Origin of the sequence: Rickettsia felis URRWXCal2 (genome assembly GCA_000012145.1) — a bacterium.
Taxonomy (GTDB): Bacteria; Pseudomonadota; Alphaproteobacteria; order Rickettsiales; family Rickettsiaceae; genus Rickettsia; species Rickettsia felis.
Window position 1 is genome coordinate 1,396,254 of record CP000053.1, and the last position, 25,352, is coordinate 1,421,605.

Here is a 25,352-nt window from a genome sequence, read left to right on the forward strand (position 1 = left end):
CAAGAGTAATTTATAACTTATCTTTAATCTCATTTATTGTTAGTCTTTGTTTTTTTAGTTGCTGGATTTTCTTACATTGCTGCAGTGCCTCTATGGAATAAAGCTGATAATTTGACCTAGTAATATCCGCAATCTCAAGCAATCCGGCCTTAGTCCAAAAACGAATCGTAGAAACAGTTTCCCCGATAGCTTTAGCTAGTTCTCCAATTTTCATTAATTTTTCCGGCTTTTTAATATCTGATGCTTCTTGTCCTGTTACTGCTTTCAAATAAATATCAAATGAGCGATTAACGGCGTTGTAAATAATTTTTTGATACTTCTCTTTTGATCCTCCAAGTTGTGCAGTTTCAAGAGATGTAATATACGCTAACCGTTCTTGCGGTCTTATAATTGCGGGAGGATAACCCTTCATAATTAAAATTAAATTCATTAAAAGACGGGCAGTACGACCGTTCCCGTCGGAAAATGGATGAATTGTTACAAGTCTATAGTGAGATTCTGCCGCAAGCTCTATCGGGTGAATTTTTTCTACTGAACTTAACCAAGATATAAAATCTGCCATCAAAGCAGGTACTTTCATAGGGTTAGGCATTACTATGGTAGATCCTGAAATACGTACCGGTACATGTCTATAATGTCCTGCGTTATAGTCATCAATGCCATGAAGAATTGTATGATGAATTGCTAAGATGTCTTTTTCCGTAATTTGACTATATTTCTTCTTAGCAAGCTTGTATACTACATCTAAAGCTTTTGCATGGTTTGTAGCTTCAAGATGTTCTACTAACGTTTTACCTCCTATAGTTAATCCTTTTTCAATAACTATAGCAGTTTCTCCGCGTGATAAGGTATTGCCTTCAATAGCATTACTGGTATAAGTTAGCTCTACTTTAAACCATTCGTCTAAATTCTTAGCCAATTCAGGGCTTAATGGACGGAACTCATCTAATTGCTTTTTTTTCTTATCTATAATATTATATTGCATGTAGTAAAATATAAAGTGTTACCTAATACTTTATACTAAATTTATTCAAACATCAAGCTTAATTAGTTAGTGTTTTAAAAGAACTTATAGTATAATGATTTTTTAAAAGAATTTAAATTAAACATGACCATAAAAATCCACACGGAAAAAGATTTCATAAAGATGCGGCTAGCTGGAAAATTAGCTGCAGAGACGCTCGATTTTATTACTGATTACGTAAAACCGAACGTCACTACTAATAGTTTAAATGACCTTTGTCATAATTTTATTACTTCTCATAATGCCATTCCTGCACCGTTAAATTATAAAGGCTTTCCGAAATCGATTTGTACTTCTATAAATCATGTGGTTTGTCACGGCATTCCAAACGATAAACCATTAAAAAACGGTGATATAGTAAATATTGATGTTACAGTAATTTTAGACGGTTGGTACGGTGATACTAGCCGTATGTATTATGTCGGTGACGTAGCAATTAAGCCAAAGCGTCTTATTCAAGTAACTTATGATGCAATGATGAAAGGGATTGAAGTAGTTAGACCAGGGGCTAAACTCGGTGATATTGGGTATGCTATTCAACGCTATGCCGAAAAACATAATTATTCTGTGGTTAGAGATTATACCGGTCACGGTATCGGAAGAGTTTTTCATGACGAACCGTCAATATTAAATTACGGTCGCAGCGGCACGGGTCTAACGTTAGAAGAAGGGATGTTTTTCACCGTTGAACCTATGATAAATGCCGGTAATTATGATACTATATTAAGTAAATTAGATGGATGGACGGTTACTACACGTGATAAATCACTATCGGCTCAATTTGAGCATACTATAGGCGTGACTAAAGACGGTTTTGAAATATTTACGTTATCACCTAAAAAACTTGATTATCCTCCATACTAAACTATAGGATAAAAATTGATTTTGTTGTATGGTTTGGTTTTTCCGTCATTACGAGAAGAATTACGTAGTAATTCGACGAAGCAATCCAGTAAAAAATTCTGTAAATAAGAATTTTTTTAATTATTTTTCTGGATTGCCACGTCGCTTCGCTCCTCGCAATGACGGTTCGGGTATTCATGCAACAACTCCCCGGCTCCACGGGGATGACATCAACAACATTTTACTTATTTATAAGAGTAAACATAAAGAATGTTAGAAAATAATTTGATAGAATTTAGTAATGATGATACGCCTCATTTATAGGTCACCGTAAAAGAGTAAAAGAACGCTTCGTCGCTGCCGGAGCAGAACATTTTTCCGATTACGAATTACTTGAAGTAATGTTATTTTCGGCTATCCCTCGTAAAGACGTAAAACCTCTTGCTAAAAAATTACTTGATCATTTTGATATTACGGATTTAATTAACCTTGATAAGGAAAGGCTACTTAGTATTAAAGGCACCAATGAAAATTTATATATCAATTTTGCTTTAATACGTGAGTTGATAAATAGAGTATTGAAACAAAAAATAATAAATAAAAATATTATTGCTTCTTGGAGTTCTTTGATTGATTATTTAAAAGTTAATATGGGTAATATGCGACTAGAGCAATTTCGTATATTATTTTTGAATAAGAAAAATATTTTAATTGCCGATGAGGTTTTAAGTCAAGGAACTATAGACCAAGCTGCAGTATATCCACGTGAGATAATTAAACGAGCTTTATTTAATGAAGCAAGCAGCCTTATACTTGTGCATAATCATCCAAGCGGAGCCCTGAACCTTCAAAAGCCGACATTCATATGACAAATAAGATAGTAGAGACATGCCAAACCGTAAATATTATGGTACATGATCATGTCATTATAAGTAATAACAAATATTATAGTTTTAAATCTAATATGTTACTATGAATATAAATAGCTATAGCATACTGTTGATACTTTCTTTTATAGCAACCGCTATATTAACACATATATTAACTAAATATCTTCCTACTATCGGTTTGGTTGATGTACCGAGTAGCCGTCGCTCTCATGATAAGATAACACCGCGCGGTGGCGGTCTTGCTATTGTAATTGTCGTAATGATTGCTTTGAGCGGGTTTGAATATATAACGAGCAATAACCTTGCTAATTCAATAAAAATATTACCGTTATTATTGGTAATTGCCTCGATTTCCTTTTTAGATGACTTAAAAGCCGTACCTATTCTAATTCGTTTAATATTCCACTTAATTTGTGCAGCTTTTGCTATTTTTCTTTTTTCGCAGGTAAATTCCATTCATATAATAATATATTCTATTTTAGTTATAGCTTTAAGCGGTTTTATTAATATATATAATTTTATGGACGGTATAGACGGTATGAGTTGTGTGGAATCTATCCATCTATCTAGCACCATGCTTATATTATGTTTCTTACAATTTCCTGCTATTGATAATCCGTATTTTATAGCTAGCGTAAATGTGATTATTCTTGGTTGTTCTTGTGGTTTTTTAATATTTAATTGGCATCCGGCAAAAATATTTTTAGGAGATGTGGGAAGTATTAGCCTTGGATTCTTAACAGGCCTTTGCTTACTCTTGCTTGCTCTTACAAGCACTAATTTATTTGTAGCTTGTGCTATTGCTAGCCTATATTACATCACTGATGCAGTGCTAACCATATTAATTCGGCTACTCAATAAAGAAAAAATTTGGCAGCCTCATCTAAAACATTTTTTTCAAAAAGCAGTACAGAAAGGTAAGTCTCATAAACAAGTAGTATCGATTATAGCAGTTTGTAATATATTTTTAATGATTATATCGGTTACATCCCTATATTTTCCCGTAATATCTATAATGCTTGCAATAGCCGTCATAACTTTAACAGTGCAGAGTTTATTAAAATGAAGCTAATTAAAGAGGATATCGATAAAATAGTTAGACGTATATTTGCCAAACAACATCCATTGCTGCCTGAAATCATGATTAACTGGAATAAAATAGTCGGGTTTAATTTCAGCACTAAAGCATTACCTTTAAAAATCACCACATATACTTACAAAAAACAGAAAATTAATACGCTATTTATACAAGCAGAAGATAATGCTACGGCAGCAGAACTACCTTATTATCAAGATATTATTCTAGAACGTATTAAAATTTATTTAGGCTTTGAGGCAATACATCAAATGAACGTAACGTTTTATAAAGAAAAACCTAAGATATGATAACTCTTTAGTATGGGTATCAAATCGTCATTGCGAGGAGCGAAGCGACGTGGCAATCTCTTTTAAATTTCATGAGATTGCTTCGTCGGCATAAATGTCTTCTCGCAATAACGGGTATAGTACCGGACAATTTTTATTCTATGTCATTCCTAGCTAAAAGCGGGAATCTAGTAATCCTTAATGTCACCCCGTGGCTTGCTAACTAGGTCCATAAAAACAATAAAAAATACTAATAATTTTAGTATTTTTAACTGGATACCGTGGACAAGCCACGGATGACACCGAGTGCGTTTTTCGAGCCATGCAACAAGACCTTCAGTTGCTCGCAATGACGATTGAGAATCCATGCAGGCAGGTACACAAACAAAAAAAGGAGTCTTTAATTAAAGACTCCTTTTTCGTGTTAATCGCTTATAAAAAGATTTGAGAATTACATATCAAATCTTAATCCTGCCATTAAGTTATTACCTTTATAACGGGTTCCGCCAAATTTAACCTTATTTCCGACAACATTTTTAGTATTAGTTTTTGATTTACCGTAATCTGTCCAGCTATAAACGAGTTCTGCTTTCACACCTTGTGCAACTTCAAATGAAGTCCCTAAAGATAATTGATAAGCAAAGTTGGTTTTGTTTTTAGTGGTTCCTGAAAAATTAGTACTACTAATAACATTATTATTAGCAACAGTCTTAGTTGAAATATTTACTTTTTCTTTTACTAACGCAGCACCGACACCTGCTCCTGCAAACACTTTAAACATACTTACATCAATAAAATCTACATAACCGTTAAGTAATGCACTTACAATAGTAGGTTTATGTTTTACTGATACTGTAGTAGCAGTGGTGGTAGTGGTAGTGCCACCAGGACCACTTGTAAGCACACCTCCTGGAATCACAACACCATTAATAATAAGTTGTCCACCTGCTGAAATAACTGTTGGTACAGTAGTAACAGTAGAGCTAGAGGTTGAAACATTTGTAGACTTTTTCATGTGGTTATTTGTTACCATTCCAATTGTAAAATCAGTTCTTAAATTATCCATGATATAATAACCTGCTCCAATATTACCGGTAAAACCTGTATTGGATTTTAACTTAACACTGCTATTTGAAGGCTTTGCTTTATCAAAAATCACGCCACCGGCATTAAGTTTTAAATACCATTGATTTTCCATAGATGATGACATCGATGAATTAGTAGATGAATCTACGGAAGAATTCATATCGCAATCAGCGAATGAAAGACCGGAAGTTAAAAGTGCTGTGCTTGCAGCTGCTATTAAAAGTAATTTTTTCATATTGTTAAATTTTTCCTTTAAATTTTATTAGTTGTTAGTAAAAACGATATTAGATAATAATTTTTACCTAGAATTCGATAAAAAATAGTTTTAAATGACATTTCTGAGTTGTCATCCTAGCTAATTGCACGGGTTGACTTCATCGTCATTGCGAGAAGAAACTGCAAGTTTTGACGAAGCAATCCAGTAAAAGATTCTGATTTACAGAATTTTTTTATTATTTTTTCTAGATTGCCACGCAGCCTATGGCTGCTCGCAATGACGACTTACCTAAAACTATTAATATATTCTTGTTAATTATATATCAAACCTTATACCGGCTGTTAAGTTGTGGCTTTGATAACGCATGCCACCGGTTGATACACTTGTTCCTTGGTAAATTACATTCTTACTTTTTGTTCTACCGTCATCTATCCAGCTATAAGCTAGTTCTGCTTTAACACCGTCGGCGATTTGTGCAGAAGTACCTAAAGTTAGCTTGTAAGAGATATTAGTTCTGTTTTTAGTGTTAGATGAAAGACCTGTTATACCATTATATGTAATTTTCTCTTTAACTAATGCAGGACCAACACCGGCACCGGCAAAAACATCAAACATATCAAAATTAGTTAAATCTACATAACCGTTAATAAGTAAACGTGTAATAGTAGGTTTATGGCTTGCTGAAATGTTAGTACCGGTAAAAGGTGCATTAGTTGCAGCTCCAGATTTCTTTAACTTTCCACCTATTATAGTACCTAAAGTTAAATCGGCTCTAAAATTTTCGGAAATATAATAACCGATACCTAAATCAACCGGAACAGTTGTATTAGATTTTAATTTAACACCAGTTGCCTTATCTTTTTCTTTATTAAACATTGCTGCACCGGCATCTATTCTTAAATACCAATCATTACCCATGTCAACGGCAAATGATATACTAGAAGATAAAATTGTTGCACTTGTAGCAGCTATTAAAAGTAACTTTTTCATGGTTAGCACCTCAAATTAAATAATTAAACATTATCTTTAATGGCATATATAACATATTATATTTTTTAGTTCTATATTTTATCGGTAATTAGATTCATATAATAAAGTTTTGTGACAAAATAAACACATGTATTTAATTCATATTATTTATATATTTATTAAACTTATTTTTCTCATCTTTAAATTTATCGGCATCAGGCAAGGCAGGCTTTTTCTTGGTAATATTTTTCCATCCTTTATTTTCTATAAAATCTTTTGCACGTTCTACCCATTCTATTAACTCCGGTGATTCGGGTTTGATAGCATCTATAGGACAATCAGGAACACATACACCGCAATCTATACATTCATCAGGATTGATAACTAGCATAAATTCACCCTCATAGAAACAATCTACAGGGCATACGTCAACGCAATCGGTATATTTACATTTTACGCATTCATCATTTACAACATAGGTCATTTTATACTTCTATTATAGTGAGAGTAGGTATTAGAAAGTATTATTATAACATGCAGCACGTGTTTCGACTTTCAACTGCAACCCTAGAGTATTTAATAAAGAACCGATATTGTCAAAACTTGGATTGCCTTTACTAGATAGCATTTTATAAATATGTTGCCTATTTATATGAGCTTCTTCAGATATTTTCGCTACACCGCCTCTTGCTATAATTGCTTCCTTTAAAGTAGCAAGGAATAACTCCTTATTATGATCTAAGGAATATTGTTCTAAAGCTTCGTTAATATAAGCTACTAATACTTCCTCATTTTGTAATTTTTCTTTTAAATAATCTGTAAATTTTTCCATATAACACCTAATTTATTTATAAACTTTTTCTATTATTTCCAAAGCTTTTTTAATATCCTTATCCTGAGTATCTTTACTACCGGCATTTAGCAGAAGAATAATTTTGTTATCTTTCTCAGTAAAATATATTCTATAACCTTTGCCGAAGAAGAATCTCAGCTCATATAATCTTCCTTTGATCTGTTTATAATCCCCATAAACTCCATATTCTAAACGAACTAATCTATTAATAATTCTGCTATGCGTTTCAACATCTAATTTCTCTAACCAATCTTTAATATAAGATTTACCACTGTCTGTTATAAAAAATTGTATTTGCTTAGTTTTTTGCATATGTTAAGAGTTAGCCTTCAGATAATTATATTGTCGCATAAATACGACTTGCTGTCCAGCAGAAAATTATTTTAAAAACTACGGATCATTAAATTAGAGAAGCAAATAACAACTACTCGCAGCTAGTAGTTTTTGATTTTGTCGATTAATATAGAAGTTCTTAAAAGTAATACTAATAGAAAATATAATATAAAACTGATAAACATGATAATTAAAGGCTTTAGCATTGAAGAGTGAATAGTTGGACTCCCTAGCCTTAAAACACTAGCAGGCTGATGCAGACTATACCAAATATTTACCGAGAATTTTACTATCGGTATGTTAATCAGTCCGATAAGAGCAATAATAGAAGCAGGATTTTGTGCCTTTCTTATATTATCCGCACTATTTACTATGATAATATAGCTTAGATATAATAAAAATAATATGAGCATAGAGGTAAGTCTTGCATCCCAAACCCACCATGTTCCCCATATAGGTTTTCCCCATAAAGAACCTGTTACTAAGCTAATCAAAGTAAAAGTAGCTCCAACGTAACTAGAAGCTACGGCTAGCAAATAGCTAATAGTAGTTTTCCATACTAAATAACTAAAGCTGCATGCTGCCATGAAAATATAAATACCAAGGGCCATCCAAGAAGCAGGAACATGAACATACATAATGCGTACAAACTCACCTTGTTGATAATCTACTGGCGAAACTATTAGAGCTAAATAAAGACCTATAATCATCATGACAAAAGTAGATATAGCTAATATAGGTATTATAACCTTTGATAATTTATTAAAATAATAGGGGGTTAATAGTTTTAACATGTTTTCTTACTTCTTTATATCATTCTTGCGAGAGGCTTGCGTGCGTGGATACCTAAATCGTCATTGCGAGCGGTCAAAGACCGCGTGGCAATCCAGTAAAAATAATAAAAAAATTCTGTAAATTAGAATTTTTTACTGGATTGCTTCGTCAATTACTCCGTAATTTTCCTCGCAATGACGGATAAACCAATCCACGTAAGCAATGCTCTACCATGATTATCGTATCCTCTTAAAAAACTCTTTCATTAATAGCCTCGAATCTTCCGCAAGAATTCCGCTATATATTTCCGGTCTATAAAAACAAACACTGCTGTTAAAATATCGTAAATTACTTTCAACTGCTCCGTGCTTGGAATCAGAAGCTCCATAAAACAAACGCTTTAACCTGCTATGAGCTATAGCTGCCGCACACATAGCACAAGGTTCTAAAGTAACGTAAATATCATAATCATTTAAATTTTTAGAAGATATAAGATTACATGCTTCATTAATAGCAATAATTTCAGCATGATAAAGAGCGTTATTTTTTTCTTCGGTATTATTATGACTACTAACAATGATTTTTTGATTTAACCTATCTACAATCACCGCTCCGACCGGAACTTCATTTTTATCAAAAGCAATCCCTGCTTGTTTTAAAGCTTGCTCCATGAAAAAATTATTAAAATCCGTTTTTTTATCTAACAATATATTCACGGTAATTTACGTGTTCTTCGATTCCAAAAGGATCTTGGTGGATAATTATTTCAGCCTCCGGAAATTCCTGCAATATTTCAAAAGCAATCTCATCGCTAATTTTATGAGCATTATAAAGCGACATATTGCCGTCCATTTCCAAATGACACTGAATAAAAGCTTTTTGAGCCGCATATCTAGTTTTCATTTCGTGCATACCTTTTACGCCTAAATGGTTATTAACTATCGAGATAATTTTTTGTCTATCTTGCTCAGGTAATTCATGATCGACTAAATTTTTAAATGCCTTTTTAAATAAAGAATAAGAAGAGTGAAATATATATAACGAAATAACTACACCAAATAATGGGTCAACAAACCAAAAATAATCACTTAAATTTATAGAGATAATTACTATAACATTAGTTAATAAGTCTGTGAAATAATGAAGCTTATCGGCTTTTACTATCTCCGATCCTGTTTTTTTAATTACATAAGTTTGATAAAGTACTAAAATAATTGTTAAGAATATACATACATACATTACCGTAGTACCGTCACTGATATTCTCCGGTTTTGTTTTTTCAAATAAAGATTTAACCGAAGAAAAGCCTACAAAAAAAGCCGAAGCAAAGAAAAATATCGATTGAGAAAAAATTGTTAAATCCTGCATTTTTTCATGCCCGAACCTGTGATGATGATCGGGCGGTTGCAGGGCAAATCTTAAAGCTATTAGATTAATAAAGGAAGAAGTTATATCAAGCATTGAATCAATTAAAGAAGCAAGAATTGATTGCGAATCGGTAACAACCCAAGCGTATAATTTTATACTTAAAATAATTAATGCCGTAGTAACCGATAAATAAGATGCCGATTTTATTAACCGATTACGGCTATTAGTATCCATAACGAATCTTTCCAATTTATTTTTTGTAGTTTAACAAAGAAAATATAAAATTCAATTATAATTAGGTTCCGTGAACAAAATAAAAAATAATATTTTAAAATACAAATAATTTAAATTTTGTTTACAGAATCTAGTTTTAACTTTACAAAATTCTAAAAACCATATACTTATTAAATTATATATTTAAAAAGAGAGAATTTATATGAAACTATTATCTAAAATTATGATTATAGCTCTTGCAGCTTCTATGTTACAAGCCTGTAACGGACCAGGCGGTATGAATAAACAAGGTACGGGAACACTTCTTGGCGGTGCCGGCGGTGCATTACTTGGTTCTCAATTCGGCAAGGGCAAAGGACAGCTTGTCGGAGTAGGTGTAGGTGCATTACTTGGAGCAGTTCTTGGTGGACAAATAGGTGCAGGTATGGATGAGCAGGATAGAAGACTTGCTGAACTCACTTCACAAAGAGCTTTAGAAGCAACACCTAGCGGCACTAGCGTAGAATGGCGTAATCCGGATAACGGTAATCATGGTTACGTAACACCTAATAAAACTTATAGAAATAGCACTGGTCAATATTGCCGTGAGTACACTCAAACAGTTGTAATAGGCGGAAAACAACAAAAAGCATACGGTAATGCATGCCGCCAACCTGACGGACTATGGCAAGTTGTGAATTGATAGACAAAACGTCATTGTGAGTAGGCATTGCCCGCATGATACCAAATCGTCATTGCGAGGAAATTACGTTAAGTAATTGACGAAGCAATCTCGTACTATAGTCCTGAGATTGCCACGCTCCTTACAGTCGCTCGCAATGACGTTATAATAAAAAGAGCAACCTATGACTTTCATAATAACAAGTACGGCGTTTAAGCATAATGAGCGTATTCCTGATAAATTTACTTGTAAAGGACAGAATGTTTCTCCGCATTTAGAGTGGAGTGATGCTCCTATAGATACTAAATCTTTTGTGCTTATCATGGATGACCCTGATGCACCAATAGAAATAGCACCACCGCACGGTATATGGGATCATTGGATAATATATAATATTCCTGCTTCTATTACTGAGCTTTCAGAAAGACAAATAGATAGCAATATTAAAATTTTAGATAATAGCTGGAAAGAAAAGAAATACGGAGGTCCTTGTCCACCTGCCGGTAAACCTCATCGTTATTTTTTCAAACTATATGCTCTAAATGATTATCTTGAGCTTGATGAAAACGCTAGCAAGCAAGATTTAGTATTAGCTTTGCAAAAACATTTACTAGCTGAAACTGAATTAATCGGCATTTATTCTACATAATGTCATGGCTTACCCGCATTAAACCGTCATTGCGAGCAGGCGTTGTTGCGTAGATATCAAACCGTCATTGCGAGGAGCAAAGCGACGTGGCAATCCAGAAAAAATAATAAAAAAATTCTGATTTACAGAATTTTTTTACTGGATTGCTTCGTCGAAACTTGCAGTTTCTTCTCGCAATGACGGAAAAAACGACCCGTGCAGGAATGACGTAAAACTTTAAACACAAAATATTATCTTGGAAAAACCTATAATCGAGTTTCGTAACGTATCTAAAAAATTCGGTAATAAATTGCCGATAAATAACGTTAGCTTTACCGTCAAAAAAAATAATATAACTACTTTAATCGGACCTAACGGTGCAGGTAAAACTACCATAGTACGGTTAATGCTTGGGCTTGAAAAACCTACAAACGGCGAGATTATAATTGATCCCAAATTAAAAATCGGATATGTACCGCAGAAGTTCGGATTAACCCCTGATCTACCTATTACAGTAAAAAAATTTTTAGATTTGTTAGCACCTAGTAATTTTAATAGCAATATTAAAGAGATTAACTCATTTATTGATTTGGAACATATAAAAGATCAAGAAATTTCTAAACTCTCAGGAGGACAGTTTCAAAAGGTAGTTCTTGCATGTTCAATAGTTAATAAACCCGACTTAATCATTTTAGATGAACCGTTACAGTCTTTAGATGTAACAAGCCAACAAGAATTTTATCAGCTTATTAATTTGATTCGTAAAAAGCTAAATATTACGGTATTTATGATCTCGCACGATTTATTTACCGTAATAAAAAACTCCGATCAAGTGATATGCTTAAACGGTCATATATGTTGCAGCGGCGTGCCAAATGAAATAACTCCTAACTCTGAATTCTCAAATGCACTTTCTTCTCTAGGCTTCTATACCCACCACCACGATCATAGGCATTAGACCTATTCCAAATATTGCTTTAAATATCTGCCGGTATGGCTTTCCGCACAAGCAGCGATATCGGCAGGAGTACCGCATACAACTATCTTACCGCCTTTGTCACCGCCCTCAGGACCGACATCAATAATATAATCTGCCGTTTTTATAACATCTAAATTATGCTCGATAACTAAAACGGTATTACCCATATCAACGAGTTTATGCAAAACTTTCAGCAATTTATTAATATCGTCAATATGTAGCCCCGTAGTCGGTTCATCAAGTATATAAAGCGTTTTACCGGTTGAACGTCTTGATAATTCTTTAGCAAGTTTAACACGTTGTGCTTCACCGCCTGAAAGAGTAGTAGCAGACTGACCGATTTTAATATAGCCTAGACCTACTTCATTTAAAGTAATTAGTTTTTCATAGATTAACGGGATTTTCTCAAAAAATTGCATTGCATCTTCTACCGTCATCATCAAAATATCGGCAATAGATTTGCCTTTATATTTTATTTCAAGTGTTTCTCTATTATATCTGTGACCATTACAAATATCACATTTTACATATACGTCAGGGAGAAAATGCATCTCTATTTTAATTAGCCCGTCACCTTGGCATGCTTCACATCTACCGCCTTTAACGTTAAACGAAAATCTGCCTACTTTATAACCTCTTGCTTTTGATTCAGGTAATTCCACAAACCAATCTCTAATATGGGTAAAGGCACCTGTATAAGTCGCAGGGTTTGAACGAGGAGTTCTACCTATCGGGGATTGATTAATATCGATAATTTTATCAATATATTCAAGTCCTTTTAATTCTCTATATTTTCCCGGAAATACTTTGCTAGTCGTCTCTAAATGCTTTAGAGCCGCTTTATATAGAGTATGAATCATCAAGCTTGATTTACCACTTCCCGATACTCCCGTTATAGCGGTAAACGTACCAAGCGGAATTTTGATATCAACATTATCTAAATTGTTAGAAACCGCCCCAAGTAATTCAATTGACCTATTATCATGCCCTACTCTTGTTTCAGACGGTACTTTGATTGTTTGACGACCACTTAGATACCTACCTGTAATACTTTCTTCAAAATTCTTTATTTCTTCTGCATTGCCTTCTGCAATAACACGACCGCCGTGAATACCGGCTCCCGGCCCTATATCGATAATATGGTCTGCTTCATACATTGTTTCTTCGTCATGCTCGACTACCAAAACGGTATTACCTAGATCTCTAAGCCTTTTTAGGGTTTCGATTAATCTTGTATTATCTCGTTGATGAAGACCGATAGACGGCTCATCAAGTACATATAAAACACCGCTAAGTCCTGAACCTATTTGAGATGCAAGACGAATACGTTGACTTTCCCCTCCCGATAAAGTACCTGCTTCTCGTGATAACGTTAGATAATCAAGCCCGACATTCATAAGAAATTTTAATCTCTCAGTAATTTCTTTGAGTATACGCTCAGCAATAAATAATTGCTTTTTATTTAATTTTTCTTCTAAGTGACTAAACCATTTTTGCAAGGCTGCAATACTCATACCTGCTACTTCGCCTATATGAAAATTCGCTATTTTAACGCATAATGCTTCGTCTTTTAATCTAAACCCTGAGCAGGCAGTACATTTATGTTCTGACTTAAATTTAGCTAGTTCTTCTTTAATTAAAACCGATTCTATAGTACGGTCCTTTTCCTGCAAACTTGGTATTATACCGGCAAAAGGTTGTTTTATTATTTGCGTTTTAGAACCGTCGTGAAATTCAAATTTTATTGCCTCTTCTCCTGAACCTTCAAATAAAATATCCTTAACATTTTGTGATAAACTTGCAAAAGGTACTTCAATAGAAAATTTATAATGATCGGCAAGAGCCTTTAATGTCTCTAAGATAAATTTAGAAGATGTACTACCCCAAGGCACTATTGCACCGTCTTTAATAGAAATTCTTTGATCTGGAACAATTAATTCTCTATCAAAGAAAAACTCCTTACCTATTCCCTCACATTTAGGACATGCTCCAAAAGGGCTATTAAAAGAAAAGATTCGAGGCTCTATTTCAGTAAGCTGAAAACCGGATACCGGACAAGAATATTTTTCGGAAAAAGTAATACGTTGATTTTTTTCAAATTCGGTCTTAACTGCCGGCGGCAATTCTACAATTTCTAAATAAGTAATTCCCTCGGCAAGATTTAACGAACTCTCTAAGCTATCTGCAAGCCTATTACCTAAACTTTCGTCTAGAACTATTCTATCAACGATGACTTCTATATTATGCTTCTTATTTTTATCAAGTTTCGGTAAATCATCAATTTCACAAACTTCACCGTTAACTATTAATTTCTGAAAGCCTTGCTTTTTCAGATTCATAATTTCACGTTTGAACTCCCCCTTATGTCCTCTAACAATAGGAGCAAGTAAATATACTTTCGTGCCTTTAGGTAGTTCATTAATTATATCTACCATCTCAGAAACCGTTTGGCTATGTATCGGAAGACCGGTTGCCGGAGAGTAAGGAATACCAACCCTTGCATATAATAACCTAAGGTAATCGTAAATTTCCGTTATAGTTCCAACTGTAGAACGAGGATTTTTAGAAGTAGTTTTTTGGTCAATTGCGATAGCAGGCGATAATCCGGAAATAGATTCCACATTCGGTTTATTTTGTAAATGCAAGAATTGCCTTGCATACGAAGATAAGCTTTCAACATATCGCCTTTGACCTTCTGCATAAATAGTATCAAAAGCTAAAGAAGACTTGCCTGAACCACTAAGGCCGGTGATAACAACAAATTTATTCCTTGGAATATCAACATTTATATTTTTTAGATTATGCTCTTTAGCACCGCGTACCTTAATATATTCTTGATTCATAATCACTTCACTACAAAATTTTTGAGATATTTTTTAAAAAACCTGTAGTATTATAGGCTCTTTTATTTTATTATTGCAATAATAATATTTTAAAATAGGTAGTATAATCTATGGCAGGTAGTTTAAATAAAGTAATATTAATAGGTAATGTAGGGCGTGATCCGGAAATTAGAACTACGGGCGAAGGGAAAAAAATCATTAATCTTTCCTTAGCAACAACCGAAACTTGGAAAGATCGCATTACCAGCGAACGAAAAGAACGAACTGAATGGCATAGAGTAGTGATATTTAGCGAAGGGTTAGTATCTGTTGTAGAACGCTATGTTACAAAAGGTAGTAAATTATATATTGAAGGTTCATTGCAAACCCGTAAGTGGAATGATAATTCAGGTCAAGAAAAATATACCACGGAAGTTGTGTTACAAAATTTTAATTCACAATTAATATTATTAGATAGTAAAAACTCTAATAATCATACTCAAGATTCAGGGCGTAGCGAATATAAACATCCTGAAGCTAAAAATCATTCCTTTGACCATAGCGACTTAGACGACGAAATACCGTTTTAATCAAAATTGTTATGAAAAATTTTATTTGGGCAATAATATTTTTAATACCAATATTTCTTTCAGGCTGTTCTACTACTCATGATGTCGCTAGCAGAGTAAAACATTCGCAAGATATAGCAACTCAAAATAACTTTCATATGAGGTTAGTAAACGGTGGTGATTTTACTCTTACGACTTATCAGCGTATTACAGACCATAACCTACCTTTCGTATTCTATATTGAGGGAGATGGGCATCTTGCAGATGGCGGCGTTAACTCTGACAACCCTACCCCTGTTAATCCGATGCTCTTAAAGCTTGCTACAATGGATAAAAGACCGAATGTTGTTTATATAGCACGACCTTGTCAATATACTCCTTTAGAAATGAATCCAAAATGCGTTAGCGATTATTGGTTAGATAAAAGAATGGGGCAGGAAGTCGTAGATTCAATTAACAATGTCATAAATATTATCAATAACGGACAAAAATTTAGCTTAGTCGGCTTCTCCGGTGGGGGCGGGCTTACAATATTAATTGCCGCTCAAAATAATAATGTTAAAGATATTATAACGATTGCCGGTAATTTAGATACTGAAAAATTTGATAAATATCATAATTATCGTGGTTACTTAGTTAAATCGTTAAACCCGATAAATTATGCTAAGCAAGTTAATAATATCCCTCAATTACATCTCTCTGGCATGAATGACAAAAGAGTCCCGCCTTTCATAGCAGAACTTTACGTAAAAACAAGTAACTCACCATGTGTAAAAAAGCAAACTTTTCCTAATATTTCTCATGCAAAAGGTTGGGATAAAGTTTGGTCTAATATATTAGATATTCCTCTAATTTGTAATTAAGCATTAGGAAATATTATTAATCTATTTAAACATATAAGACAAAATCCTTTATTGACTTTTATACAAAACAGTATAATTCTTTTTACAATTTAATTTTTTATACAAGAATTATGCTAGGCTACGAAAAAGAACAAAGAAGTTTGACAAAAGAACAAAAACAAGCTGTAGGGTTGTTATCTGTAGGAACCTTATTAGAATATTTTGATCTTATGCTTTATGTCCATATGTCCGTACTTCTTAATGAGCTTTTTTTCCCAAAAGCTGATGCTTATGCTACTTCGCTTTACTCTATAGCAGCTTTATGTGCTACTTTTATCTTTAGACCGCTCGGGGCTCTCGTTTTTGGATATTTAGGCGATACATATGGGCGAAAAACTACAGTAGTTATAACAACTATGATGATGGCTACTTCGTGCATAGTAATGGCATTACTTCCTACTTACAATGAAATTGGTATAACAGCTTCTATTATAATAATATTATGTAGAATTGTTCAAGGTATGTCCTCAATGGGAGAGGTAATAGGAACAGAAGTTTATTTAACCGAGTTTACTAAGCCTCCAATACAATATCCTATTGTAGCCTTAGCTACGGTTTTCGCTACTGTAGGAACTTTCGCAGCTTTAGGGGTTGCTACTATTGTTACTTCTTATGGCTTTAATTGGCATTATGCATTTGGTATCGGTGCAATTATTGCCGTTGTAGGAACATTAGCAAGAACCGCATTACGAGAAACTCCTGAATTTGCTAATGCAAAGCTTAAATTACTTAAAACTTTTGAAAAAGCTAATAGGGATATAAAAGTATTAGAAAATAATCCTATTTGGAAAGAAAAAATTAATAAAAAGACAGCAATAGCTTTATTTATAATGGATTGTGCATGGCCTGTATGTTTTTATTTTGCATATATTTATTGTGGCGATATTCTTGTAACCAAATTTAACTGTACTCCTGAACAAGTTATAAAAACAAAATTTCAAATTATCTATAATAGAACTTATAAGTATAATAATAGTAGCAGCATTAAGTTATAAGATATATCCTTTAAAAATTCTAAAAGCATTATTAAGTATTTTTACTATACAATATTACTATGTCCATATTTATTAAATAAGGCTTCTAATCCAAATCAAATATTCATTATTCAATCACTTATCATGACTTTTGCCCTTAATGTTATGCCGGCTGTACCAAATTGTTTTAGACATTTTCCAATCTTTAAACGCTTTACTTCCGTAACATTTACATATGCTTTATCAGCCGCTTGTATGTATGTTATTAGCTCTTTTGGTTTTCCTCATTTAATAAAAACCTTTGGAAACTGGGGAGTATTAATTATTATGATTCCAACAAGTATTGGATTTGGTATATTTCATTTTGAAAAATTGGAGAAAGAAAGTGGAAATTATCCAACGAAATTTTTCACCCCTTCTCCAGTTATATCTGCTTAATTGATAAATATTTTTGCATTTTATTATTAACCAGCAGCGGGTACAAAAGTATTATCACCACCTAACATGCTAACATCATCATTTATATTTTGGTTTTCAATTATTTCGTTAAGTCGGTGTTCTATAGTTACAATTTCTAATTTTGTAGATTTATTAACTATAAGCTTTTCCATACTAGCCGTTATTTTGTCTATATCGGTTACATTATTAAGGGCTTTAATGTTGTTTACTATATTCTCTATAGTATCTTTTATTATAGCTTTATCTTTAGTATTTATTGCAATATTAGTAGATACTTTATCATTTATTCCATCAGCCAATTTTTGAAAACTCATTAAATTTTTATTTCGCTGTAGATATTTCTCAATTATAACTTTGCTTTTATTATCTATATTATCTTGCTCTAAATCTATATGCGTAATAGTAGTATTTTCTCTTAAAGCTTCAATAATTACTTTTACTACTTCAAGCGTTATCTTATTACCTGAAACATCAAGATGCTTTAAAGTTTTATTATTTGTTAAGAATTAAGCTATTAATTTTACTCCCTCATTACTTATATTGTTGTTGTGTAAATCTAGATGTACAATATTATTATTGAACTTTGAAGCTTCTATAATTGCTTTAATTCCTATAATCCCTATATCATTTTCACCAAGGTAAATATGAGTAAGAGTACTAACCTGTAGAATTTCAGCTAATATAGATATTTTTTGATCGCCTAAATTACTGCAACTAAAATCAAATTTCTCTAGATATTTACTTGTTTTTAGAACTTCAATAATAGCAATTATACCATCAGTACTTATTTGGCTACCTGAAAAATTAATAGTAGTGATTGTCTCAATACCTTTTAATTTATCAGCGATTAATTTTGCTACTTCATCACTTATTGTTTGATAACAAATATTAAGAGAAGTTTTATCGGTATTTAATAAATCATCAATTTGTATATTTAAGTTTTGAACCTTAAAAAGTTCTATTAATTCTACTTTTAATTGCTGTTCATAACCTTTTTCTGCTCTATGTTTATTATTGATATATAAACGCTGTTTATTAAGAGCTATTGCCTCAGTATATTTTCCTATTGCTTTCTTATATTCATTATCATTGTAAAAAACATCGCCTTCAGCATTTAATATTTCTGCTTTTTTATGATTTTCTTCTTCTAGTGCAAGGTTTCTCTCCAAGATCTCTTGAAGTTTAGGGATGGTTTTTATAGAAAGATTACAATAAGTAAGAGAATAATTTTTTTCTAAATCGTCTATTATTGCATTTATACCTTCTTCTGTTGTATTGTTATCCATAAGATTAAGAGATGTAAGGGTAGTATTTTCAATTAAAGCACAAGCAATTCTTTTAATTCCTTCATTTCCTATTTTATTATCCATAAGTTTAAGAGATTGAAGAGTATTATTAATTTTTAAAGCCTCAGCTATCGCTATTGCTCCTTTATCTGTTATTTCATTGTTATTAAGATTAAGAGTAGTTATGCTCTTACTTTTTTTCAAAATCTCAGCAATTTTTATTGCTTTCTCGTCATCAATTTTTTGGTTTGTTAAATAAATATAGGCTTATTATTACTATTCAGTTCTTGTAATGATAAATCAAAGCCAAAATCATTAAATCTAGTAGTAGTAGTGGTGGTAGTTGTGGGACTAAGATTAGTATTAAGAGAAGAGGGCGTTTGTTGTGCTTCTGTATCTTTGTGTGTTGTGTGATGTTTATTATGTTGTTGCCTACCTGTATTATGTGTTTTGTGACCTTGAGATATAGGACGTGTTGAATGACGTGCGGTTTGATTTGCTCCATGATGTACTGCTTGAGTTACTGCATGTTTTGCCCCATGCTGTACTACTGAACTAGCTACTCCTCCCATAATTACCTCCTAAATATTAAATTTTTTGCTTTAAAATTAATTATTAAATAATTAATTAAGAAAATAATAAGGGCCTTTAAAAAAGCAACAGAAATTTAACCAAAAGTATGAATAAATAAATTAAGATTGATTTAAAAGATGTAGTGATATATAGAGGATTAAAGGAAATAATAAGGAGTTTTAATAATTAGTAATAATTATAATCTATAATGTTACCGACGTTTCAATAAGCCTTGCAGCTTAACACCGCCTTTAGCTTTTACCCATCGCAGCAACTCATCGGCGGCGTTCAGGTACTCGCCTCGATTCAGTTTTTGCCGCAATGTTGATGCTTGAAATGCCCCGCTACCACAGTTAAAAATGAACGAGATTAAGGCGACTTGTTGCTTAATTAAATTATTAATATTTCTTTTTATAAGGTAATAAATTTACTATTTAGGAGAAAGAGAAAAGCTGCTTAGTTTAGAGATTTGGTGAAAGACAATTAATAAAAATTAGTTTTATCGAACCTTTCATTAAACGGCAAAAAGCTTGATTTTATGCTGCATCTGCGGTTTGATATTTTTGTAGAAATACCGAAAAATGAAGAATGGTGCACCCTAAAGGATTCGAACCTCTGACCCACAGATTAGAAATCTGTTGCTCTATCCAGCTGAGCTAAGGGTGCTAAACATTTACGGTAAACTTTATATCAGTTTTAATAGTTTTTTCAAGTATTCTTTTATTATCATAAATAAATGTGATAAATAACATAATGAATAAATTCTATAATTACAATTCTTCTTCACATCAGGTTTTACTTAATCTTAAAGTAAAGCCTAATTCTAAACAGAATCTAATTAGCGATTTTGTAATCATCAATAATATCCCATATTTAAAATTATCTATAAAAGCAACACCGGAGCAAGGTAAAGCTAATGAAGAAATCATAAATTATCTAGCAAAAGAATGGAAATTATCACGCAAGGATATAGAAATTATTAAAGGTCATACTAATAGCTTAAAAACGATATTGATAAAAAATATTGACGAAGACTATTTAAATTTGATTATTAATTCCTATATTAAATAAGGTGCAATGGTTGCTAAGCTGTCGATGTCATTCCCGCATAGGCGTATGGGTGTTAACTTAAGGCGAATCTCACTCTATGTCATCCCGGGACGAAGTTCCCGGGATCCAGTTAAAAATACTAAATCTATTAGTATTTTTTATTATTTTCCTGGATACCGTGGACAAGCCACGGTATGACAGAGGTGAAACTGATCCACACGGGAATGACATCAGCAGTTATATGACTAAAAAATAATTCATTAACTGGAATAATTATGACACAAGAAAAAAAGAAATTTGATGCCGAGGTTGGCAAGATTTTAAATTTAATGATTCACTCTCTTTATAGTAATAAAGAAATTTTTATGAGAGAGTTAATTTCCAATGCTTCGGATGCTTGTGATAAATTACGTTATTTATCTCAAAGTAATAGTGAATTAACATCAGGCGATAGCAATTTTAAAATTACGGTTAAAGTCGATAAAGATAAAGGGCAAATCATCATCCGTGATAACGGTATCGGCATGAATAAAGACGATTTAATTGAGAATCTCGGTACTATTGCAAGATCAGGTACGGCAAATTTTCTTAAAAGCCTTTCCGGTGATTCTAAAAAAGACAATATGTTAATCGGTCAGTTTGGTGTTGGATTTTATTCAAGCTTTATGGTAGCTGATAAAGTGACTGTAACTTCAAGAAAAGCCGGGGAAGATAAAGTCCATGTTTGGGAATCGGACGGGCTTGGTGAATATATTGTCTCAGAGTCAGATAAAGAGTTCACAAGAGGTACGGAAATCGTTTTACATATCAAAAAGGAAGAAGATACATTCCTTGATCATTTTAGATTAAAACACATCGTTAAAAGCTATTCCGATCATATAGCAGTACCGATATATTTCTTTGATGAAGCCGGTAATAATGAAATCCAGCTTAATTCAGCTTCTGCATTATGGACAAGATCGAAATCAGAAATTACGGAAGAACAATATAAAGAATTCTATAAAAGCTTATCTTATGCCATAGATGATCCGTGGATTACTCTGCATAATAAAAATGAGGGAGCTATAGAATTTACTAACTTGCTTTTCATTCCATCGAGCAAAACATTCGATTTATTCCATCCTGATCGCAAAAGGCGTGTAAAATTATATATAAAAAGAGTATTTATTTCTGATGAGAATATTGATTTAATTCCGTCATATTTAAGGTTTTTACGAGGTGTGGTTGATTCAGAAGACTTACCGCTGAATATTAGCCGTGAGTCATTGCAACATAATAGTGTACTTGAGAAAATCAAGAATGCTATTACAAAAAGAGTGCTTGGCGAGCTTAAGAAAAAGAAAGAGGAGTCACCTGAGGAATATAATAAGTTTTGGGCTAATTTCGGTGGTGCTTTAAAAGAGGGTTTATGTGAGGCTACAACCGATCATGAAAAATTATTAGAGGTATGTATATTCAGAAGTGCCTTGCATAATAAAATGATTAGCCTTGACGAATATATAGCAGGATTTAAAGAGGGGCAGAATACTATATATTATTTAAGCGGGGATAATCCCGATAAATTACTTTCAAGCCCACAAATCGAAGGACTACTTAGTAAAAATATCGATGTATTACTTTTTACCGATACAGTGGATGATTTTTGGGTAAATGTTAATAGCGAATATAAAGGACATGCTATTAAATCAGCAACAAGAAGCGATATCGATGTAGAGCAAACTACTTCACAATCTGAGGAGAAAAATGCAGATAGTAAAAAATCCGATGACGAATATAAATTGCTAACCGATTATTTTAAAGAAACACTTGGGGAGTTAGTAAAAGAAGTTAAGATCTCTAAAAAACTAACCTCAAGCCCTGCTTGTCTTGCCGTTAGCGACGCTGCTATGGATATTCGTATGGAGAGATTTTTGATTGAGCAGAAACAAATAGCTGCTGCATCTGCCAAAAATTTAGAGCTAAATCCTAAAAATAAAATCATAGAGAAAATCTTTAACGACTTAAAAGCAAATAATAAAAATAATGAAGAATTGGTTAATCTAATATTTGATCAAGCCTGTATTTTAGAGGGCGAACCGGTTGCTGATACCGGTGCATTTTCAAAGAGATTAAACGATATTGTACAAAAAGCTATATTATAACTTTAAACTTTTTAAATTTTAATGTAGAATGGTTGCTTAGATATCGTCATTGCAAGGAGAATTACATAGTAATTCGACGAAGCAATCTCAGGATATTTGACGAGATTGCCACGCAAGTACTACGACTGCTCGCAATGACGGGTATACAATTCACATAAAAAACTTCAAACAAATAATAGTTCTAATGTCTTATTACGATACTATATTTAGCAAACATATAGACAAAATTAAGAGCGAAGGAAGATATCGAGAATTTAAAGCCTTAAAAAGACAAGCCGATAATTTTCCTTTTGCAGAACACGCTAATAAACAAATAGTTATGTGGTGCATTAATGACTATTTGGGTATGAGTAAACATGCAAAAGTAATGCAAGCTTCTATAGATGCCTTGCTAAAATACGGTGTTGGATCAGGCGGAACTCGCAATATCGGCGGTAATAATATTGCCATTCTTGAGCTTGAAAAAGAACTTGCAGATTTACACAAAAAGCAAGCAGCTTTAGTTTTTACATCCGGTTTTGTTGCAAATGATACAACGCTTGCAAGTCTTGCTAAAATCATGCCAGATATAGTATTTTTCTCTGATGAGCTAAATCATGCTTCAATAATTGCAGGAGTTACAAGTTCAAGAGCCGAGAAATATATATATAGACATTTAGACGTTAAGCATCTAGAAGAGCTTTTACAATCAGTCGATATTAATAGACCGAAAATTATTGTTTTTGAATCGGCTTACTCTATGGACGGTTTTTTCTCACCTATCAAAGATATAATCAACTTAGCCAAAAAATATAATGCTTTAACCTTTATCGATGAAGTTCATACGGTCGGTTTATACGGTAAACATGGAGGCGGTATTGCCGAGCTTCTTAATTGTAGCGATCAAATCGATATTATTCAAGGTACACTTGCCAAAGCATATGGCACTATCGGCGGTTATATCACTAGCAACCATAATTTAGTCGATGCTATAAGGCTAACCGCTCCAGGATTTATTTTCACTACTTCATTACCGCCGGTAATTTCTACCGCTGCAACGCATAGTATTAGACATCTTAAAGAATCGAATGAAGAACGAATAAAACATCAAGAAGTAGTTACAAAACTTAAAAATTCTTTTGAAAATTTTAATATACCTTATTTGAAAAATGAAAGTCATATAGTGCCAATAATTATTGGTGATCCGATTAAAGCAGCTAGTGCCTCAAATATGCTCCTTAATAAATATGGTATTTACGTTCAACATATCAATTTTCCAACCGTACCGAGAGGTACGGAACGCCTCCGAATCATCCCAACCCCTGCCCATACCGATAAAATGATCAATGATTTATCTATAGCCTTAGTGCATATATTTGCCGAACTTGATATAGAATTATCTTCTACAAAAGAACTAAACGAAGAAATACGCTTGAATCTTATTGCATAACTTCACGTCATTGTGAGGAATTTGCAACTTTGTTGCATGGTTCGTTTTATGTCATTCCCACATGGCATTGTTGCGTGGATCAATTTCACCTCTATCATCCCGTGGCTTGACCACGGGATCCAGTTAAAAATACTAATAATATTAGTATTTTTTATTATTTTTATGGACCCCGTCGTCAAGCGAACTAGGTAACACAGTAGGTTTTACCGATCCACACAACAAGACCTTCCCGCATAGGCGGGAATGATATAATATCCATGCAATCATGCTTTTAATTGCTTAGCTCATGACAATATCCATATTTATTTAGCAATATCTAAAAAATAAAATGAATTTTAACTTAATATAATTACCGAATATGTCTTTTTTTAACCGCAAAACTGCAATTATTAAACTCCTTAAAACTCATGCCGGCAAAGAGTTTACTGCTTCTAAAATAGCAACTTGGCTAGTTGATACTTATCCTCAAGAAGCAAAGAGAAAAGAGGAAGCAAGCAATGATAAACGATTACTTAATGCTAAAAGCAAAGTAAGAAAGAGAAAAATTATTATCATGATTTATAGAAATGAATTGAATAAACTATTGACCGCTATACAAATAATAGAACCGAACATTAAGATAATAAAAAAGAGAAATAGGGCTAAATATTGTTATATTAATAATACCGATAACACATTTAATACAGCCAAAGTTATTAAAGCCCTTGAACATAATAAGAAGCAAGAGCTTACTGCTATGGAAATTGCTCAATTGCTGTTAAATGCTAAGTCTACATAGTTAGTGATTGCGAAAATATACGACTATATGCCAGCAAAGGTGAGTTTTGCGAAACTCACCTTTAGCAATTCCTAATCCTAATGGGATTTTATAAAAACTATTGCATATTTCGGCTCATTAGTTTATTTTGATTAGCAAACTATAG

27 protein-coding genes, 1 tRNA gene and 3 pseudogenes are annotated in these 25,352 nt (G+C 32.8%); 16 read left to right on the forward strand and 15 right to left on the reverse strand.

Translation table 11 applies throughout. From position 1 onward, the window contains the following. Positions 1-10: 10 nt before the first annotated feature. A complete protein-coding gene (locus RF_RS06910) occupies positions 11-985 on the reverse strand; it encodes a Fic family protein (protein ID WP_011271608.1) in 975 nt (324 codons plus the stop codon). Positions 986-1,105: 120 nt separating this feature from the next. On the opposite strand from RF_RS06910, the pseudogene map reads away from it, so the two are divergent. The 4 genes and pseudogenes from map to RF_RS06930 all read left to right on the forward strand — a co-directional run. Next, a pseudogene (map, locus tag RF_RS06915) lies at positions 1,106-1,888 on the forward strand (type I methionyl aminopeptidase); the annotation flags it as partial. A gap of 249 nt (positions 1,889-2,137) precedes the next feature. After that, positions 2,138-2,843, forward strand: a pseudogene (gene radC, locus RF_RS11715) (RadC family protein). Continuing rightward, entirely contained in the window at positions 2,840-3,823 is a 984-nt protein-coding gene (locus RF_RS06925; RefSeq protein WP_011271611.1) for an MraY family glycosyltransferase, read from the forward strand. Before radC ends, RF_RS06925 begins: the two are co-directional and overlap by 4 nt. Further along, positions 3,820-4,143, forward strand: a complete 324-nt coding sequence (locus RF_RS06930; protein WP_011271612.1) for a DciA family protein — start codon at positions 3,820-3,822, stop codon at positions 4,141-4,143. The genes RF_RS06925 and RF_RS06930 overlap by 4 nt, the downstream gene beginning before the upstream one ends. 430 nt (positions 4,144-4,573) lie before the next feature. Here RF_RS06930 and RF_RS06935 read toward each other — a convergent pair whose 3' ends face one another. The 6 genes from RF_RS06935 to RF_RS06960 all read right to left on the reverse strand — a co-directional run bounded on the left by RF_RS06935 (position 4,574) and on the right by RF_RS06960 (position 8,374). Continuing rightward, positions 4,574-5,443, reverse strand: a complete 870-nt coding sequence (locus RF_RS06935; protein WP_011271613.1) for an outer membrane protein — start codon at positions 5,441-5,443, stop codon at positions 4,574-4,576. Between the two features lie 297 nt (positions 5,444-5,740). Continuing rightward, on the reverse strand, positions 5,741-6,415 hold the full coding sequence (gene adr, locus RF_RS06940; protein ID WP_039595223.1) for an adhesin Adr: 675 nt from the start codon (positions 6,413-6,415) through the stop codon (positions 5,741-5,743). A gap of 133 nt (positions 6,416-6,548) precedes the next feature. Next, positions 6,549-6,878 (reverse strand): ferredoxin FdxA, encoded by a 330-nt coding sequence (gene fdxA, locus RF_RS06945; RefSeq protein ID WP_011271615.1) that lies wholly within the window; start codon positions 6,876-6,878, stop codon positions 6,549-6,551. A 30-nt stretch (positions 6,879-6,908) separates the two neighbouring features. Beyond that, positions 6,909-7,226, reverse strand: a complete 318-nt coding sequence (locus RF_RS06950; RefSeq protein ID WP_011271616.1) for a helix-turn-helix domain-containing transcriptional regulator — start codon at positions 7,224-7,226, stop codon at positions 6,909-6,911. 12 nt (positions 7,227-7,238) lie between these two features. After that, positions 7,239-7,559: a type II toxin-antitoxin system RelE/ParE family toxin gene (locus RF_RS06955; protein ID WP_011271617.1), complete on the reverse strand. Its 321-nt coding sequence runs from the start codon at positions 7,557-7,559 to the stop codon at positions 7,239-7,241. A gap of 122 nt (positions 7,560-7,681) precedes the next feature. After that, on the reverse strand, positions 7,682-8,374 hold the full coding sequence (locus tag RF_RS06960; protein ID WP_011271618.1) for a heme ABC transporter permease: 693 nt from the start codon (positions 8,372-8,374) through the stop codon (positions 7,682-7,684). Here RF_RS06960 and RF_RS11720 point away from each other — a divergent pair. After that, positions 8,373-8,553, forward strand: a pseudogene (locus RF_RS11720) (hypothetical protein); the annotation flags it as partial. The gene RF_RS06960 and the pseudogene RF_RS11720 sit on opposite strands and share 2 nt — an antisense overlap. A gap of 37 nt (positions 8,554-8,590) precedes the next feature. Here the strand turns inward: RF_RS11720 and RF_RS06965 are convergent. Next, a complete protein-coding gene (locus tag RF_RS06965; RefSeq protein ID WP_011271619.1) occupies positions 8,591-9,070 on the reverse strand; it encodes a nucleoside deaminase in 480 nt (159 codons plus the stop codon). After that, the gene (locus tag RF_RS06970) at positions 9,051-9,956 is read right to left on the reverse strand and encodes a cation diffusion facilitator family transporter (RefSeq protein WP_039595224.1); all 906 of its coding nucleotides are present in this window, start codon (positions 9,954-9,956) and stop codon (positions 9,051-9,053) included. The genes RF_RS06965 and RF_RS06970 overlap by 20 nt, the downstream gene beginning before the upstream one ends. Before the next feature lie 202 nt (positions 9,957-10,158). Between RF_RS06970 and RF_RS06975 the strand changes: the two genes are divergently transcribed. From RF_RS06975 to RF_RS06985, 3 genes are all read left to right on the forward strand, one after another. Next, positions 10,159-10,638 (forward strand): RT0821/Lpp0805 family surface protein, encoded by a 480-nt coding sequence (locus RF_RS06975; RefSeq protein ID WP_011271621.1) that lies wholly within the window; start codon positions 10,159-10,161, stop codon positions 10,636-10,638. 163 nt (positions 10,639-10,801) lie between these two features. Further along, entirely contained in the window at positions 10,802-11,266 is a 465-nt protein-coding gene (locus RF_RS06980; protein ID WP_011271622.1) for a YbhB/YbcL family Raf kinase inhibitor-like protein, read from the forward strand. A 235-nt stretch (positions 11,267-11,501) separates the two neighbouring features. Next, on the forward strand, positions 11,502-12,203 hold the full coding sequence (locus RF_RS06985) for an ATP-binding cassette domain-containing protein (protein WP_011271623.1): 702 nt from the start codon (positions 11,502-11,504) through the stop codon (positions 12,201-12,203). A gap of 2 nt (positions 12,204-12,205) precedes the next feature. On the opposite strand, the gene uvrA is transcribed toward RF_RS06985, so the two are convergent. After that, complete coding sequence (gene uvrA, locus RF_RS06990) at positions 12,206-15,067, reverse strand: excinuclease ABC subunit UvrA (RefSeq protein WP_039595225.1); 2,862 nt, start codon at positions 15,065-15,067, stop codon at positions 12,206-12,208. Positions 15,068-15,177: 110 nt separating this feature from the next. Here uvrA and RF_RS06995 point away from each other — a divergent pair, with 110 nt between their 5' ends. From RF_RS06995 to RF_RS11725, 4 genes are all read left to right on the forward strand, one after another. Next, positions 15,178-15,636: a single-stranded DNA-binding protein gene (locus RF_RS06995; RefSeq protein WP_011271625.1), complete on the forward strand. Its 459-nt coding sequence runs from the start codon at positions 15,178-15,180 to the stop codon at positions 15,634-15,636. An 11-nt stretch (positions 15,637-15,647) separates the two neighbouring features. Then, complete coding sequence (locus RF_RS07000; RefSeq protein ID WP_011271626.1) at positions 15,648-16,478, forward strand: alpha/beta hydrolase family protein; 831 nt, start codon at positions 15,648-15,650, stop codon at positions 16,476-16,478. Positions 16,479-16,588: 110 nt separating this feature from the next. After that, positions 16,589-17,512 carry an MFS transporter gene (locus RF_RS07005; protein ID WP_011271627.1) on the forward strand — a complete coding sequence of 308 codons (924 nt, stop codon included), beginning with the start codon at positions 16,589-16,591 and terminating at the stop codon, positions 17,510-17,512. Between the two features lie 123 nt (positions 17,513-17,635). Further along, the gene (locus tag RF_RS11725) at positions 17,636-17,929 is read left to right on the forward strand and encodes a hypothetical protein (protein WP_011271628.1); all 294 of its coding nucleotides are present in this window, start codon (positions 17,636-17,638) and stop codon (positions 17,927-17,929) included. Between the two features lie 26 nt (positions 17,930-17,955). Here the strand turns inward: RF_RS11725 and RF_RS07015 are convergent, their stop codons facing one another. From RF_RS07015 to RF_RS07030, 5 genes are all read right to left on the reverse strand, one after another. After that, positions 17,956-18,264 (reverse strand): hypothetical protein, encoded by a 309-nt coding sequence (locus RF_RS07015; protein WP_011271629.1) that lies wholly within the window; start codon positions 18,262-18,264, stop codon positions 17,956-17,958. Positions 18,265-18,456: 192 nt separating this feature from the next. Further along, a complete protein-coding gene (locus tag RF_RS07020) occupies positions 18,457-19,440 on the reverse strand; it encodes a leucine-rich repeat domain-containing protein (RefSeq protein WP_011271630.1) in 984 nt (327 codons plus the stop codon). 47 nt (positions 19,441-19,487) lie between these two features. Then, positions 19,488-19,808 (reverse strand): hypothetical protein, encoded by a 321-nt coding sequence (locus tag RF_RS07025; RefSeq protein ID WP_011271631.1) that lies wholly within the window; start codon positions 19,806-19,808, stop codon positions 19,488-19,490. Positions 19,809-20,020: 212 nt separating this feature from the next. After that, a complete protein-coding gene (locus RF_RS09415; protein ID WP_081427791.1) occupies positions 20,021-20,212 on the reverse strand; it encodes a lysozyme in 192 nt (63 codons plus the stop codon). 186 nt (positions 20,213-20,398) lie between these two features. After that, positions 20,399-20,475 (reverse strand) — tRNA-Arg (locus RF_RS07030). Positions 20,476-20,562: 87 nt separating this feature from the next. On the opposite strand from RF_RS07030, the gene RF_RS07035 reads away from it, so the two are divergent. The 4 genes from RF_RS07035 (at position 20,563) to RF_RS11730 (ending at position 25,207) form a co-directional block, all read left to right on the forward strand. Beyond that, positions 20,563-20,880 (forward strand): A1G_07140 family DUF167 domain protein, encoded by a 318-nt coding sequence (locus RF_RS07035; RefSeq protein ID WP_011271632.1) that lies wholly within the window; start codon positions 20,563-20,565, stop codon positions 20,878-20,880. Positions 20,881-21,134: 254 nt separating this feature from the next. Next, positions 21,135-23,000 (forward strand): molecular chaperone HtpG, encoded by a 1,866-nt coding sequence (gene htpG, locus RF_RS07040; RefSeq protein WP_011271633.1) that lies wholly within the window; start codon positions 21,135-21,137, stop codon positions 22,998-23,000. Positions 23,001-23,184: 184 nt separating this feature from the next. After that, on the forward strand, positions 23,185-24,429 hold the full coding sequence (gene hemA / locus RF_RS07045) for a 5-aminolevulinate synthase (RefSeq protein WP_011271634.1): 1,245 nt from the start codon (positions 23,185-23,187) through the stop codon (positions 24,427-24,429). A 358-nt stretch (positions 24,430-24,787) separates the two neighbouring features. After that, positions 24,788-25,207, forward strand: a complete 420-nt coding sequence (locus RF_RS11730; protein WP_011271635.1) for a hypothetical protein — start codon at positions 24,788-24,790, stop codon at positions 25,205-25,207. The last annotated feature ends 145 nt before the right edge of the window (positions 25,208-25,352 follow it).